Here is a 13,801-nt window from a genome sequence, read left to right as displayed (position 1 = left end):
ATTCAATGAAACAACGACAGCAAAGGTGGGTTCCAAAACCATGAAAATATTGACCGTGCTCGGCACAAGACCGGAAATTATACGGCTCAGCCTGATCATTCCGAAGCTGGACCGCCATGCAGATGAACATGTGCTTGTGCATACGGGCCAAAATTACACCGAAAGCCTGAGCGGGCAGTTCTTTCGCGAGCTGGGACTGCGTGCCCCGGATTATGTACTTCAGGAGAAAGCGGGGACACTGGGCAAACAGTTGTCCGTCATGTACTCGCAGATGGAGGATATTTTAAACAAGGAACGCCCTGATCATGTGTTATTGCTCGGGGATACGAACAGCGCCTTATGTGCCTTGCTTGCGGAACGTATGGGTTACCCGGTCGTGCATATGGAGGCGGGGAACCGCTGTTATGATCTGGATGTGCCGGAGGAGAAGAATCGGCGTGTCATTGATGCAATATCCAGCATTAATATGCCTTATACGGAGCAAAGCAAGCAGCACCTACTACGCGAAGGCTTTCCAAGTCAACGAATTATACTGACTGGAAATCCGATCTACGAAGTGATGCAGCACTATAAGAAAGAGGTATCGGGCAGTGGAATTTTGAAAAAGTTGGGACTGTCGCCGGGAGAATATTTCCTGGTCACTGCCCACAGAGCTGAAAATGTCGACCATCCACCGCATTTGCTGGCTATTTTAGATGGTCTTAACCGGGTAGCCCAGCAGTTCGGGCAGCGGGTCATTTGCAGTATTCATCCCCGCACTGCCGCCCGAATCGCAAGCCATCCGCCGATCCAGCTTGACCCGCTAGTGGAATTTCACGAACCGTTCGGTTTTTTTGACTTCGTTCTGCTGGAGCGGCATGCCCGCTGCGCTTTGACGGACAGTGGTACCGTACAGGAAGAATGCTGTGTCATGGGGGTACCGACGGTTACGATGCGCCGGACGACCGAACGGCCGGAAACGGTAGATTGCGGCAGCAATATCGTGTCTGGTCTTGATGGCGAGGTTATAGCAAACGCGGTAGCCATAATGACCGGGATGACCCATAAGTGGCAATGTCCTGCGGGCTATCTGGCGGAAGATGTGTCGGATAAGGTAGTTAAATTTCTGCTTGGAGGGAAACGGCATGTTTGAAAACCAACGTATCTTGGTTACCGGCGGTACCGGCTCCTGGGGGCATGAGCTGGTTGCCCAGTTACTGCCGCGTAACCCCAAAGAGGTCATTATCTTTTCACGTGGAGAATCCAGTCAGGTTGCCATGAACAGGCAGTTTGAGGATGAACGACTCAGCTTCTGTATTGGAGATATTCGGGATAAGGATGCGCTGACTACCGCTTGTCAAGGAGTGGACTATGTATTTCATTTAGCAGCGCTCAAGCACGTTCCCGTCTGTGAGGATCAGCCCTATGAGGCACTCAAAACCAATGTAGTAGGCACCCAAAACGTGATCGAGGCCGCTGTTGCCAATCAGGTAAAGAAAGTCATTTATATATCGACTGACAAGGCCGCAAATCCGTCTAATTTTTACGGCATGACGAAGGCGATTGGAGAAAAACTGATTGTTTACGCCAATCTGCTGAATAGCGATACACGTTTCGTGACGGTGCGCGGCGGTAATGTTTTGGGCACAAACGGAAGCGTGGTGCATCTGTTCCAAAGCCAGATTCGCCAAAAGGGTAAGGTTTCGATCACAGATATGAACATGACCCGCTTCTTCCTGACCTTGCGTGATGCGATCAGTCTCCTGTTCAAAGCCTCGGTGGAAAGTGTCGGCGGGGAAATTTTTATTATGACCATGCCAACCTGCCGTATTGTGGACTTGGCTGAGGTGCTCATTGAGGATTCAGGTGTGGAAAACGTAGAAATTGTAGAAAAAGGTGTGCGTCCCGGCGAGAAAATTCATGAAATTCTGATGAGTGACTTTGAAAGCCTGACGACGGTAGTCTATGACGAGCAATATTTGGTTATTCTCCCAACGCTGAATATTCCTCAATTAAAGGACCGCTATACTCAGTGCCCTCCGGTGTCGTTCAGCAGCTTTAGCTCGGAGTTCAATTTGATGTCCAAAGAGGAGATTCGCAGCATTCTCCAAAGCGGGGGGTTCATCAAATGAAGCTGCTTATTTTGGGTGGTAACGGCATGGCGGGCCATGTTCTGGTTAAGTATTTCCAAAACCAGAGCGGGTATAACGTGTTCTACACCACCCGTGATCCCGAAAATAAAGGCGGCCTGCTGCTGGATGTAAAGGACAGCTTTATGGTGGAGCAGCTGGTACGGAGTGTACGGCCAGACGTTATTATTAACGCGGTAGGCGTACTGAATCAGCATGCTGGGGAGAATCAGATCGCAGCATACCAAATCAATGGATTGCTGCCACATCTTCTCCGGCGAACAGCGGACAGTATCGGTGCCCGACTGATTCATATCAGCACGGATTGCGTATTCGAGGGAAATCGGGTACCAGGTTTATATAAAGAGACGGATCAACCCGATGGGACAAGTGCCTATGCTTTGACGAAAATACTCGGAGAAGTAAAGGCAGCAGGACATTTGACTATCCGTACCTCCATTATCGGGCCGGAAATTCGGCCGGGAGGCATTGGTCTGCTGCACTGGTTCTTGCAGCAGAGCGGAGACGTTAACGGCTATCGCCGGGTCTTTTGGAACGGGGTTACGACGCTGGAATTAGCGAAGGCGATACAGGTGCAGATGAATGAGCCGCTGGACGGACTCATTCATCTGGTTCACCCTGAACCGATCAGCAAGCATGGTTTGCTGCTGCTGTTCAAAGACATCTGGAATAGGGAGGATATTCGGATCGTGCCGAAAGATGAGCCGGTGCAGGACCGGACGCTTCGTTCTACCCGGGCCGATCTGCTCTACGATGTTCCTCACTACAGCATCATGCTGAAGGAGCTGCTGGAATGGACGGAAGCACAGCGGAACAACGTCGGCCTGTCATAGTCATTACCGGAGCGGCGGGCTATACCGGGATGCATGCCTGCCGCCATTTTGCAAAGCTCGGCTGGGAGGTAGCCGCGCTGACTCGCACTGTCGCTTCAGTCTCAGAACTGATCTTATTGGCTCGCGATGATGAAAATAACAGTCCAGAGGCGGAGACCCGTAACTGTATTACGCCTTATGTGTGTGACTTGCTCGACAAGAAACGTCTGGGCGAAGTCATTAGACAGATTGCACCGGATTATGTGCTTCACCTGGGTGGTAAAAATTCCGTCCCTGAATCTTGGCAGAGTCCCTTGCTATACATGGAATCCAATGTACTGTCCACCCTGTATCTGCTCGATGTACTGCGACCTTTCCCCAAAGCCAGAATTGTCGTGGCGGGCTCTCGGCTAAAGACGGCTTTGCAGGCTCCGTATCATCCAACTCATCCATACAGCCTTAGCAAAAGCCTTCAAGAGGCAGTCGCGCTCTCGTGGGGCGCGCTGTTCGAACAATCCGTCATGCTGGCAGAGCCTTGCAACTTGATCGGTCCGGGTCCATCTACCGGATTTTGTGCATTACTCGCGGGGTATATCGTTCAGACGGAACGTCTGGAGGGGCAGTCCGTAACTGAAACTGCCCCGTTCCGGGTATCTTCCCGACATGCGCAACGTGATTTCCTCGACGTTCGTGATGCCGTTCGCGCATACGGTGTGCTATTGGAACAGGGGGTGCCAGGCCGAGTTTACTCGGTCTGCACAGGCCGCATTGTGGAACTGGGCAATATCGTGGAACGTATGATTGCGCTGGCCAAAACATCTATTCCCATACAATGGGGGGATGTGGAAGAGTCAGCATCCACTGAGGCATACCGTGCGAAAGAGCTGGAGGACATGGGCTGGAAGCCGACCATACAGCTGGGGCAATCTCTGGAGGATATGATTCAATACCGCCGAGCTGGAAAGGAAGGAACGATATGAGACCGAAAGTAACGATCGTCATTCCCTTTTATAACTGTGCATATGTGGATCAGGCTTTGCAAAGTGCACTAGAGCAAACTTATGGGCCCCTCGAGATTATTGTCGTCGATGACGGGTCCACGGAACATGTTGATATGCTTCAGGCCTATCTTCCGTATATACATTATTTGGGCAAATCCAACGGTGGAACAGCCAGCGCCCTGAATCATGGTATCCGACATGCCAGCGGGGAATATATTGCCTGGCTCAGCTCCGACGATACCTATCATAGGGACAAAATTAATAATCAGGTTTCTTTTATGGTGGAAAACGGTGCGTACATCTCCCACACCAATTTCAATTTCATCAATCAATACAGCCAAGTCACAAGTTATCAGGCAGCCGCCGTGTTTCCGTCTATGACGGAGTTTTACCGTTTTTTTCAGCAAGGAAATCCGGTTAATGGATGCACGGTTATGTTTAAAAAGGAACTGTTTGCACATATCGGTTTGTTTGATGAACTGCTGCCGTACACACATGATCTGGATATGTGGTACCGAGTAATGGTAGCGGGATATCCATTTCCTTTTCTGAACGAGTCCTTGGTTAACTACCGCTGGCATGATGAAATGGGAACCAAAAAACATTGGCCCGCTGTGGAGCGGGAGTACAACATAACCCAAGCGCGTTATCGAGATCGCTTCAGTCAGGTATTGAGCGGTTTATCCTCATGAAGCCGAAAGTCTGTCAGGGGGGATTGATATGGTAGATACGGGGATTGTTATGCCACTGTACAAACAGGATATCGGCTATCTGCAAGCTGCGATCTCATCCGTACTAGCCCAGAGCTACAGGGCATTTCGCTTCATCATTGTTATTGACGGAGCGCCGGAAATGGTGGGACCAGCGCTCCACGCAGCAATGGGAGACCCGCGCGTTCAGTTGGTTACACTCCCTCAGAACAAAGGAGTATCCCACGCCCTTAATCGAGGATTCGATGAGTTGTTTAAAGATCCTGCGATCAAGTATGTGACCTGGGTATCCAGCGACAATGTTTATAATTTTTCCTTTATTGAACGATTGCGGCAGGAGCTGGAGCAGGGACCGGACTCACTCGGCCTTGTGTTCTCTACTTTCCGCCAGGTTGACGCATGTGGGAACCCGTTGTATGACGAGCAGCATCAGCAAGCTTTGATCCGGTACCAAGGCCAGCCGCATCATGAATTGCTGAATGCCAGCATTGTCGGGGTTTCATTTATGTACAAAAGCAAATATGCCCGCCAGATTGGCGGCTATCGGCTGCAACCAGTTGAGGATTATGATTACTGGCTGCGGTTGACCGAGACGTGCAGCATGAAATTCATCCCGGAGATCCTGATGGATTACCGGGTGAATTCCACATTTAGTGTATCGGCCGGCCTGCACAGCCAGAAGGAGCACCGACGCTGGCGGCACGCATTCCAAATCGCCAAGCATGAGGCGAGAGCACGTCGGGGCATCCCACTTGAAATGACGATTTTAATGCCTGTCACGGCTATGGCTCAAGCTGAACCATTGCTGGATAATCTGCTGGAGCAGCACTACAGCAATTGCGTGGTACGGTTGCTGGATTTAACGCCAGAACAGGGAGCCGCCGCTTTCCTGTCGATGATGCTCGATCCTCGGTTAATCGTAACGCCACGTCAGCATTATTCGGTCCAGGAAGCACTGGTTCAGGCTATTGGTGAAACAACAACCCGCTTTGTTGTATGCTTCGGTGTCAAACCATATATTGCCGTGACGGATTTGCTGTATCTGACGGATTTGTTGCGCCCATTACAGGATACACATGCCTTTTCCTACTATACAGATGACCACTCAACCATCGGTAGCGGCCGAGGGGTTCAGTCCGTACCGCCGGAATGGAATTACGTGTATTACACCCACAGATTGCATCAAGCACTGGAGCAGGGCAACTTTAAATAACAGGAGACAGCGCCGGGATTGTGGTCAGTTCCGACTGAAGAACACGATGCTCCTGTACAACATTACCAAACTGATCCAGTCCAAAGTTGGAGAGCACAACATTGGCAGGTGCAGCGGAGACTACGTTGTATTGTACCTCGTAGGCAAGGACCCCTTGCACAAAGAAGGTACGTCGGGCAACAGAGTTTACAGGTAAGTTAACCGATGTCACGTATAAGGGGATCTTGGTATCCGGTACAAGCGAGAAAAAAATTTGGATGGTCACGGTTGCCGCGTTCACTGTATCCTCGTTGACCAAATTTACAACGACATTGGAGCAGGCAGTACCGAAATCTCTAGTGTTGGTCATATATCCGGTTGTAAAAGCCAATCGAATCATCCTCTCAAAAAACAGAATATTGGAAAACCCCTGAAGGGATGCTTCTATACTATGAATCTATTGAAAAGAAAGCTTGTATGGTTGTCTGTAGACTGTGCTGAAAAAAGTACATTTTAATAGAAATACTTCAGGCATGTCCATTTATATAATGAAGGGAATGCTTGCGATGCCTTTGAATTTTCAGGTAACACCCAGCGGTTTGCCCAAATTTGAGCCCAGTGTCGCCGTTAATTTGTTGAATCCGAATATCGTTGTAGCTGTCGCTGTTGACTTTAGTAGCGGGCCTCCGCTGATTGGACTGTATCGTTCCTTGGACGCCGGGGCGAACTGGACTGATACTTTACTGCCAATTCCACCGGGATATACAGGAGCCGAGGCAGGAATGGTAGCCTATCTGTTCCCGAATATTTTCATCATATCCGCACATGTGTTTCCAGGAAATGAGAACGGGGCTGTTGTGATCTATCGCTCTACGGACGATGGTGCCACCTTTGATCCTCCAGTGGTCATTAACCCGGGCTATGGAGATTACATTAATAATGACTGGACCAATATTACGACGGATAATGCAGGAGCAAGTCCCTATTTAGGGCACGTCTACGTTACGTATAACCGCCAATACAACGTAGAGTTTAATGCCCGGTCTGCGGCCTTTTACCAGCGTTCTACGGATGGAGGATTGACCTGGGATCGACCGTTATTGCTTTCCAATATCCAATCCTCCACGGAGCGGCCTGAGCCTGCGGTCGACAAATATGGCAGTGTATATGTCAGTTGGATTCGTACAGGGCCGCAGACACCGGCTTTCTTTATCCGGCGCTCCTTTGATGGAGGGGCAACTTTCAGCGGGGATATTCTTGTGTCCAATATAACGCTGGTGCCCAATCCTTTGCCCGTTCCTGGTTATGACTTTCGGATATTGAATTTCCCTAGCTTGGCCGCGGACTGCTCGGGTGTGCCTTCCACAACAAATACGCTATATGCCGTTTGGCAGGATTTTGGTCAGGGATACAGCAATATTTTATTGTCCAAATCAAGCGATTTTGGCGGTACCTGGAGTGCTCCGATCATCGTGACGGACAGCCCGCCCGGCTCGCAAAATTTCTTTCCTGCGATTTCGGTGTCGCCTAAGACGGGATTGGTCGTTGTCGTGTACTATACCAATCGCCTGGACGGCTTTAATCTGGATGTGTTCACCGCCCAATCGTCAGATGGAGGCAACACCTTTACGAACAGTCGTCTCACAACGACCTCCTTTAATCCGAATGTCGGTGGAGGCGAATCAGAGCTGATCGGCGACTATATTGATGTCGCCATCGTACCGCCGAATAGTTACATTTCCGTCTGGACGGATACGCGTACAGGCAGCCTGACGATTTTTGCTGGTGTACCGGGAGGTGGGTCCTGATGCCGAACGTACAGCTTACGCCTAACGGAAGGCTGGCGCAGGAACCGAGTGTAGCTTTCAACCTGCTCGACGGTACCATTGTGTCTGCGGCTATCGATTTTACGACAGGGCCGCCGTTGACGGTGGTATACCGTTCAGGTAACGGCGGTGTCTCCTTCACACAGCAGATTTTACCGCTGCCAGCCGGCTATGTAGGGGCGGAATCCCATAGCGTCAGCTACGGTTTTCCCAACTTGTTTGTCATAGCCTGTCACGTATTTACCGCAGACGGCTTGAGCGGTACTATCGCTACCTATGTATCCAGAGACAACGGTAATACATTTGATCCGCCCGTGATTGCCCAGCGGGGGTATGGGACATTTGTCAATAATGTTGAGGTCGGCGTGAAATTTGATACTTCTCAGGTCAGCTCCTATACCGGAAATATCTATTTATGTTATACGCATCAGTACAATCCTGACTTTTTTGGCGGATCAGTCATGTTTTTCCAGCGTTCGCAGGATGGAGGGATCACGTGGGATACACCCGTGGTGCTCACCGCTGGCTCCAATCAGATCACGCGGGGGGAAATCACCGTGAGCATTACTGGGGTGATTTATGTCGGGTACATTGTAACTAATCCGGTTAACCAATATCAGGTCATTGTGTCCTTCAATGGGGGGACAGCATTCAGTTCTTCGCTGCCTGTATCTTCTGTTGTCCCGGTTCCGAGTCCGTTGCCCGTGCCCGGGTTTGGCTTCAATGTGCTGCCGATGGCCAACATTGCGGTGGATCGCTCTACTAGCCCGAATCAGGGAACACTTTATGCGGTCTGGCAGGATAATCGGGCAGGGTATGCGGATGTGCTGCTCGCCCGTTCGGTGGATGGTGGATTAAGCTGGACTGCGCCGCAATCTGTGACAGGGGCTAGTGCAGGGGCACAGCATTTTTTCCCGGCTATTGATGTTTCACCTGTGACCGGTGTGATTAAGATCGTATATTATACCAATCAAATAACGACCTCTTTATTAGACGTATTTGTGGCCGAATCAACGAACGGAGGGAATACATTTACGAACCTCAGAATAACAGACAGCTCCTTTAATCCTAACGGGATTAGTCCCGTTCCAGTCGTTACGATTGGTAATTTTATTGATGTAACGATCGTGCCGAATAATGGATTTTTTGCGGTCTGGACAGATGCGTTATCGGGTTTCCAGCAAATTTACGGAAGCAACGGAATGTAGCTCAGCGTACGAGACAGAGGAGGTGAGGCTGTTTTGAAAATTTTGTTGGCTACGTACTGGCCGATTCCTCATTTGGGTGGCGTATGGCCCTTTATGCTGCAAATTAAACGGAGGCTGGAGCTACTGGGTCACACAGTAGACTTGATGGGGAACGGACCGGATACACCTAAATACCATATTGTTTTTGAAGATAGAGAGCTGCTGAAGGATCAACTGCTGCCCCTGCTGCATACGAAGCTGAATGAATCGGCTGTCCCTGTATTACATTTGGATTCATGGGTGCAGACGGTGGAAAAGGATCGATACTGTATGGAGCTGGCAGCTGCGTATTTCGGGGTTGAGCAGTACGATGTTATTCACACGCAAGATGTCATTGCGACGCGTGCTCTAAGTCGGGTCAAACGTAAGGACAGCGCGTTGGTAGCGAATATTCATGGCTCGCTGGCTCGTGAAGTTATGATGGCTCTGGAGAGGGATCATGAGGAGGGTTACCGTGAGACGTTGATGTGGAAATATTATTGGGCGCTGGAGCACTATGGCGCTCTATCCGCGGATATTACCATTACGTCTACAGAATGGATGAAACAGACGCTTGTGCGTGAGTTCGAAGTGCCTGAGCAGCAGATTGCTACTTTCCAATACGGATTGGATACCGAGCACTTCTGGGAAGTCCATGCCCGGGGAACGGACATAGTACGACCTGAGGGGAAAAAAGTTATGATTTGTCCTTCACGGCTGGTCTATATCAAAGGGCTGCATTATTTAATGAGCGCTCTTGGCCTGCTGAAAGCAAGTCGTACGGATTGGGTTTGCTGGATTGTCGGGGAGGGAGATAAAAGGGAAGAGCTTCAAACACAGGCGAAGGAGCTAGGGTTGGAGGAAGACGTGTTTTTTTTGGGGCATCGTGAAGATGTACCTGCTCTTTTACAATTGGCGGACCTTTTTGTCCATCCGAGCATACAGGATAATCAGCCGTTTTCGGTCATGGAGGCGCAGATTATGGGGCTTCCGGCAGTGGTATCGGATGCGGGCGGACTGCCGGAAATGGTGAAGCATGAACACACCGGACTGGTCTCCCCGGTTGGCGATGTGGAGGCACTGGCAGCTCATTTGCAGCATTTGCTGGCCCAGGATGAAGTGCGAATAGCTATGGGGAAACATGCCAAAGCATGGGGGACCGCGCATTGGTCTCTGGATGTTATGATTGAGCGACTCGTGAATATTTATGGGCAAGCGCTGAATCAAGTACGTTGAGTACGTTGATTCAACAGTTAGGAGGCAGAGCATGACTTTTCCTGTCGTTGGAGACTTGTACAACCGTATTTTTGAAATCCAGCAGTCGCACCCGGATCTGAAGGTCGATTACGCAATATGGAACCGAATTAATACTTCGTTGCCGGAAGATTATAAGCTGCCAGACGCTGACATTTTGGAACGTCTGAAACAATCCGCACCATGAAGGCACAGACCCTATAAAAAGGCAGGTCGGGCTTAAAACTCCCACCTGCCTTTAGTTTATTTCAGCTCATTGTCCAACAGGTTTTTGTCAATCTTCATAAACTGAGCCTCGAATTATGAGCGGCCCCGTAACAACAGCACGGCGGTCAGCTGATTGTACGGTCAAGCAGTATACATAAGGCTCTGCCTGTTCTCCCATTTCCTCATAGCTTAATTCTGCAAATCCCTCCTGATAACAGGAATCCTGCAACCAATCCAGCATAGGTCCCCGCTCATCATTGCGACGCAATCGAATGTCCAACTCCCCGATATCCCAGTTGAGCAGCGGATTTTCCCATGCCAGAGAGACTTCAATGACAATACGTCCTTCAGATTCACTTGCAGGAATGATTAATGTAGAGAGCACGCTCTCCTGTTCGGTGACCTGAAAAGGCAGTGCATATGTGTCTGGCTCAGCTTTGTTTTGAACTGAATATTTCAACATACCTTCTTCCTCCTCTGCCCGTTCATTAGGGTGTCACGGTAAAATGACTGGCTGTACGCTTAGCGACAATGTTCCCGTTTTCCAAAAATTCAGCCAGGATAAACAGCGTTTCCGGATTGTAAATACTCGTTACCACTCGCAGGTAAAAAGGATTTTGGGCGGTCTCCATATCCTTGAGTTCTAGCACGGAGCCAGCTTCGGGAGAAGGGTTCAATCGAAGGAGCTGCCGTCGGAAAACGCCACTGTCATTTCCCATTTCCAGCAACACATCGACGGCTCTCTTTTCACGATTGAAAAGGGTCACATGGCAGCTTTGTATGTGGGCGCTGTGGTAAGCGAGATGGTGATCGACGGTTAAAAGAAACACGGACATATGATGATGCCTCCTTGAATTCCGTTAGGTTACCAGCCTTAATATGATATGAAAAATAGCCGGGATTGGACTGGATAGTTGTACGCCTCTTTGACAAAAAGCGCATCGGTGTCCAACCCTTTTCGCCGTGCTGTGCATGTAATGTAGAGTGGAACAAACTACGGCCTGAAGTCCCTTTTCGACTACAGAAGAAGGGCCAAGCAGGATCTGAGGGAAGGGTCGTATTAAAAAAGGAGGCGCGGCTATGAGACTCGCACAGCTGGCAGGGGAATATGAAGCGGTCTTCAGTCTGGGACAAAACTGTACACCTGCCATTCAATTGGAAAAGAACCGTTTGCGGCCGTTTGCCGGGGTACTGGATTGGATGATGTCTGACACGCTGTCCGATGTGAACCGCTTGCTTGAAAATCGGTTTGCCGGATTTATGGATTTGCCTAATTTAAGTGTCGTTGGTACGAGCCAACTGAATTATATGGTCAGAGATATCGCTTATAATGTGATCTCGGTACATGATTTTCCGCAGGAACGCAATACCTCCTCAGATCTGGTGACCTATCCCGAGTTCAAGGAAAAGATAGACCGTCGTATCGAACGTTTTTTTGCAAAAACACAGATGGCGAAGCGCAGCTTGTTCGTCCGTATGCTGGGAACCTATGAAGAAGTAGAGGAACTGGAACGTATTTTGTCGGGCATGGTAGCGAATGAATTTCGTTTGTTGGTGGTGAATTGTTCCGGCGTAACGGAGTTGACGGAGGTGGATTGGCAGCTTCCGCATGTATGCTCGGTGGAAATGCCTTTTGCCGATGTATGGAATTACAAGAGTGATCCGCACTGGCGTACCCTTTTTAAAGGGATGACCTTGTCTTCGGAAAGGGGAGGGCGTCGTGCTTGAGCGGTTGCAGGGGGATTATGATGCTGTATTCAGTTTGGGTGGACATTGCTTGCCTTCCATTCAGCTGGATAAAAACGGACTGCGTCCCTATGCGGGTCCGCTGGACTGGATGATTTCCGGTAACTTGTCACAGATCAGTCGCTTGCTGGACGCCCGTTTTGCCGATTTTATGGATGTTGATAGTCTACGTGTCACGGGGCATGATTACGGCGAGCATAACTTCATGGTTGAGGATGCATCCTATGGGATTACAGCAGCACACCATTTTCCGGTTAGCCAGAATACATCGGAGCAGCTGACTTCCTACCCTGCATTCAAAACGACGCTTGATCGCCGCATTGCACGTCTACTGGACCAATTCGCGCTTGCGTCCCGTCTGCTACTGGTTCGTCTCGGGGGTAGTCGGGAGCAAGCGGTGGAACTACATGATGTGTTATTACAGAGGATTACACATGATTTTCGCTTGTTATACGTGGATTATACAGGGACTGATGGTGTGACGGAGCTGGACTGGGGGTTGGAGCGGCTGGTTTCAGTGGAGCTGCCACCTGAGGATATATGGAACGGTCAGGATGAGATGTGGCGTTATATGCTGGAAAACGTGAGACTGCATGTCTGAGGTGCTGAGATTCTAGAGACACATTATAGATTGTCTTCGGACTGTGCTTGTGCCTGCGCCAAGCTATAGGGAGTCGCATAACATGATGCGAAGGGAAGTCATATGCTTCGGTACAAAAGGAGGGTGAGCTAGTGAAGGCTTTGGTCACCGGGGGAGCCGGATTTATTGGTTCTCAGCTGGTACGTGCGCTTGCTGATTCGGGCATCAGAGTGCATGTGCTGGATAATCTGACGACCGGGAATATGGCAAATGTGGACCCGCGCGCGGTCATGCATATTGCGGATATTCGCAGCTCTGAAGCTAGGACGCTGCTGATTCGGGAAAGCCCGGATATTGTGTTTCACTTGGCCGCACAGGCGGATGTGCAGCAATCCATCCATCGACCCGATGAGGACGCGGATGTGAATGTGCTGGGGACGATTCATTTGTTGCAGGCTTGTCATGAAGCGGGTGTGTCGAAATTTATATTTGCATCCACGTCCGGTGTATATGGAGAGTTGCAAAAGCAATGTATACAGGAAGACGATCCCGTGGAGCCCATTTCAGGCTACGGACTGTCCAAGCTGACCGCAGAATCGTATATTCGACTTTTTTATCGGCTGTACGGTATGAACTATACGATTTTGCGTTATGGAAATGTGTATGGTCCCGGTCAGGCCGCGAAGGGAGAGGGTGGTGTAGTCGCTCTCTTTATGGAGCGGCTGAAAAAAGGAAGTCCCTTGCTCATTCACGGCGATGGGACACAAACCCGAGACTTTGTGTACGTCAAGGATGTAGTTCGAGCGAATATGGCGGCTATCCATGCAGCGGACCAACGTACAGTACATGTAAGTACAGGACGAACGACGTCCATTAATCGACTGGCCTACGATTTACTAAAGCTGCACGGTTCGTCTGTCCGCCCTGTGTATTCACCAGCGCGAGCGGGAGACATTCACCATAGCTGTCTTAGTAACGCAGTCGCCAGACATTGGCTTCGTTGGGAACCGCTATACGGCATTTCTGCCGGTTTACAGGAAACGTATGTGAGCAGTATGGGTTCAGGCAAAGAAGGTATGTCTTGATAAAGAGCGCGCAACTCAAGAAAGAGACTGAGG

At 50.0% G+C, this 13,801-nt stretch carries 16 protein-coding genes; 13 read left to right on the top strand and 3 right to left on the bottom strand.

What is annotated here, in order from left to right; all coding sequences use genetic code 11:
* The first annotated feature begins 40 nt into the window (after window positions 1–40).
* Genes wecB through NSS66_RS19065 form a run of 6 tightly spaced genes read left to right on the top strand, consistent with a single transcriptional unit; the run spans window position 41 to window position 5,865 of the window.
* Window positions 41–1,132: a non-hydrolyzing UDP-N-acetylglucosamine 2-epimerase gene (gene wecB, locus NSS66_RS19090; protein WP_023990106.1), complete on the top strand. Its 1,092-nt coding sequence runs from the start codon at window positions 41–43 to the stop codon at window positions 1,130–1,132.
* Window positions 1,125–2,111 carry a polysaccharide biosynthesis protein gene (locus NSS66_RS19085; protein WP_025722608.1) on the top strand — a complete coding sequence of 329 codons (987 nt, stop codon included), beginning with the start codon at window positions 1,125–1,127 and terminating at the stop codon, window positions 2,109–2,111. The genes wecB and NSS66_RS19085 overlap by 8 nt, the downstream gene beginning before the upstream one ends.
* Entirely contained in the window at window positions 2,108–2,962 is an 855-nt protein-coding gene (locus NSS66_RS19080; protein WP_076264912.1) for a dTDP-4-dehydrorhamnose reductase family protein, read from the top strand. The genes NSS66_RS19085 and NSS66_RS19080 overlap by 4 nt, the downstream gene beginning before the upstream one ends.
* The gene (locus NSS66_RS19075; RefSeq protein ID WP_028541476.1) at window positions 2,923–3,921 is read left to right on the top strand and encodes an NAD-dependent epimerase/dehydratase family protein; all 999 of its coding nucleotides are present in this window, start codon (window positions 2,923–2,925) and stop codon (window positions 3,919–3,921) included. Before NSS66_RS19080 ends, NSS66_RS19075 begins: the two co-directional genes overlap by 40 nt.
* On the top strand, window positions 3,918–4,634 hold the full coding sequence (locus NSS66_RS19070) for a glycosyltransferase (RefSeq protein WP_340959553.1): 717 nt from the start codon (window positions 3,918–3,920) through the stop codon (window positions 4,632–4,634). The genes NSS66_RS19075 and NSS66_RS19070 overlap by 4 nt, the downstream gene beginning before the upstream one ends.
* A 28-nt stretch (window positions 4,635–4,662) precedes the next feature.
* Window positions 4,663–5,865, top strand: coding sequence for a glycosyltransferase family A protein (locus tag NSS66_RS19065; protein WP_053326025.1), 1,203 nt, complete (start codon window positions 4,663–4,665; stop codon window positions 5,863–5,865).
* Here NSS66_RS19065 and NSS66_RS19060 read toward each other — a convergent pair.
* Window positions 5,858–6,244, bottom strand: a complete 387-nt coding sequence (locus NSS66_RS19060; protein ID WP_338532789.1) for a hypothetical protein — start codon at window positions 6,242–6,244, stop codon at window positions 5,858–5,860. The two genes, NSS66_RS19065 and NSS66_RS19060, sit on opposite strands and share 8 nt — an antisense overlap.
* Window positions 6,245–6,410: 166 nt before the next feature.
* On the opposite strand from NSS66_RS19060, the gene NSS66_RS19055 reads away from it, so the two are divergent.
* The 4 genes from NSS66_RS19055 to NSS66_RS19040 are packed head-to-tail and all read left to right on the top strand — an operon-like array spanning window position 6,411 to window position 10,337.
* Window positions 6,411–7,652 carry a sialidase family protein gene (locus NSS66_RS19055; protein WP_028541480.1) on the top strand — a complete coding sequence of 414 codons (1,242 nt, stop codon included), beginning with the start codon at window positions 6,411–6,413 and terminating at the stop codon, window positions 7,650–7,652.
* Window positions 7,652–8,878 (top strand): sialidase family protein, encoded by a 1,227-nt coding sequence (locus NSS66_RS19050; protein ID WP_028541481.1) that lies wholly within the window; start codon window positions 7,652–7,654, stop codon window positions 8,876–8,878. The genes NSS66_RS19055 and NSS66_RS19050 overlap by 1 nt, the downstream gene beginning before the upstream one ends.
* Window positions 8,879–8,911: 33 nt before the next feature.
* Window positions 8,912–10,132: a glycosyltransferase family 4 protein gene (locus tag NSS66_RS19045; RefSeq protein WP_053326023.1), complete on the top strand. Its 1,221-nt coding sequence runs from the start codon at window positions 8,912–8,914 to the stop codon at window positions 10,130–10,132.
* A 31-nt stretch (window positions 10,133–10,163) separates the two neighbouring features.
* The gene (locus NSS66_RS19040) at window positions 10,164–10,337 is read left to right on the top strand and encodes a hypothetical protein (RefSeq protein ID WP_167348638.1); all 174 of its coding nucleotides are present in this window, start codon (window positions 10,164–10,166) and stop codon (window positions 10,335–10,337) included.
* Window positions 10,338–10,424: 87 nt separating this feature from the next.
* Here NSS66_RS19040 and NSS66_RS19035 read toward each other — a convergent pair whose 3' ends face one another.
* Window positions 10,425–10,820, bottom strand: coding sequence for a hypothetical protein (locus NSS66_RS19035; RefSeq protein WP_053326022.1), 396 nt, complete (start codon window positions 10,818–10,820; stop codon window positions 10,425–10,427).
* 25 nt (window positions 10,821–10,845) lie between these two features.
* Entirely contained in the window at window positions 10,846–11,193 is a 348-nt protein-coding gene (locus NSS66_RS19030) for a hypothetical protein (protein WP_023990095.1), read from the bottom strand.
* Between the two features lie 244 nt (window positions 11,194–11,437).
* On the opposite strand from NSS66_RS19030, the gene NSS66_RS19025 reads away from it, so the two are divergent.
* From NSS66_RS19025 to NSS66_RS19015, 3 genes are all read left to right on the top strand, one after another.
* Window positions 11,438–12,085: a DUF1796 family putative cysteine peptidase gene (locus NSS66_RS19025; protein ID WP_023990094.1), complete on the top strand. Its 648-nt coding sequence runs from the start codon at window positions 11,438–11,440 to the stop codon at window positions 12,083–12,085.
* Window positions 12,078–12,704 (top strand): DUF1796 family putative cysteine peptidase, encoded by a 627-nt coding sequence (locus tag NSS66_RS19020; RefSeq protein WP_023990093.1) that lies wholly within the window; start codon window positions 12,078–12,080, stop codon window positions 12,702–12,704. Before NSS66_RS19025 ends, NSS66_RS19020 begins: the two co-directional genes overlap by 8 nt.
* Before the next feature lie 131 nt (window positions 12,705–12,835).
* Window positions 12,836–13,768, top strand: coding sequence for an NAD-dependent epimerase/dehydratase family protein (locus NSS66_RS19015; RefSeq protein ID WP_023990092.1), 933 nt, complete (start codon window positions 12,836–12,838; stop codon window positions 13,766–13,768).
* Window positions 13,769–13,801 lie beyond the last annotated feature (33 nt).

It is taken from the genome of Paenibacillus sp. FSL R10-2748, assembly GCF_038005565.1.
In the GTDB taxonomy this organism is placed as follows: Bacteria; Bacillota; Bacilli; order Paenibacillales; family Paenibacillaceae; genus Paenibacillus; species Paenibacillus polymyxa_B.
The sequence above is the reverse complement of the archived record's forward strand: the minus strand, read 5'-3'. Positions and strand labels throughout refer to the sequence as shown.

Bases quoted from the DNA above. Each gene is read 5' to 3' on its own strand.
- NSS66_RS19070 (WP_340959553.1), top strand. From the start codon at position 3,918: ATGAGACCGAAAGTAACGATCGTCATTCCCTTTTATAACTGTGCATAT.
- NSS66_RS19085 (WP_025722608.1), top strand. From the start codon at position 1,125: ATGTTTGAAAACCAACGTATCTTGGTTACCGGCGGTACCGGCTCCTGG.
- NSS66_RS19080 (WP_076264912.1), top strand. From the start codon at position 2,108: ATGAAGCTGCTTATTTTGGGTGGTAACGGCATGGCGGGCCATGTTCTG.
- NSS66_RS19040 (WP_167348638.1), top strand. From the start codon at position 10,164: ATGACTTTTCCTGTCGTTGGAGACTTGTACAACCGTATTTTTGAAATC.
- NSS66_RS19035 (WP_053326022.1), bottom strand. From the start codon at position 10,820: ATGTTGAAATATTCAGTTCAAAACAAAGCTGAGCCAGACACATATGCA.
- NSS66_RS19025 (WP_023990094.1), top strand. From the start codon at position 11,438: ATGAGACTCGCACAGCTGGCAGGGGAATATGAAGCGGTCTTCAGTCTG.
- NSS66_RS19065 (WP_053326025.1), top strand. From the start codon at position 4,663: ATGGTAGATACGGGGATTGTTATGCCACTGTACAAACAGGATATCGGC.
- wecB (WP_023990106.1), top strand. From the start codon at position 41: ATGAAAATATTGACCGTGCTCGGCACAAGACCGGAAATTATACGGCTC.
- NSS66_RS19075 (WP_028541476.1), top strand. From the start codon at position 2,923: ATGGACGGAAGCACAGCGGAACAACGTCGGCCTGTCATAGTCATTACC.
- NSS66_RS19055 (WP_028541480.1), top strand. From the start codon at position 6,411: ATGCCTTTGAATTTTCAGGTAACACCCAGCGGTTTGCCCAAATTTGAG.
- NSS66_RS19060 (WP_338532789.1), bottom strand. From the start codon at position 6,244: ATGATTCGATTGGCTTTTACAACCGGATATATGACCAACACTAGAGAT.
- NSS66_RS19030 (WP_023990095.1), bottom strand. From the start codon at position 11,193: ATGTCCGTGTTTCTTTTAACCGTCGATCACCATCTCGCTTACCACAGC.
- NSS66_RS19050 (WP_028541481.1), top strand. From the start codon at position 7,652: ATGCCGAACGTACAGCTTACGCCTAACGGAAGGCTGGCGCAGGAACCG.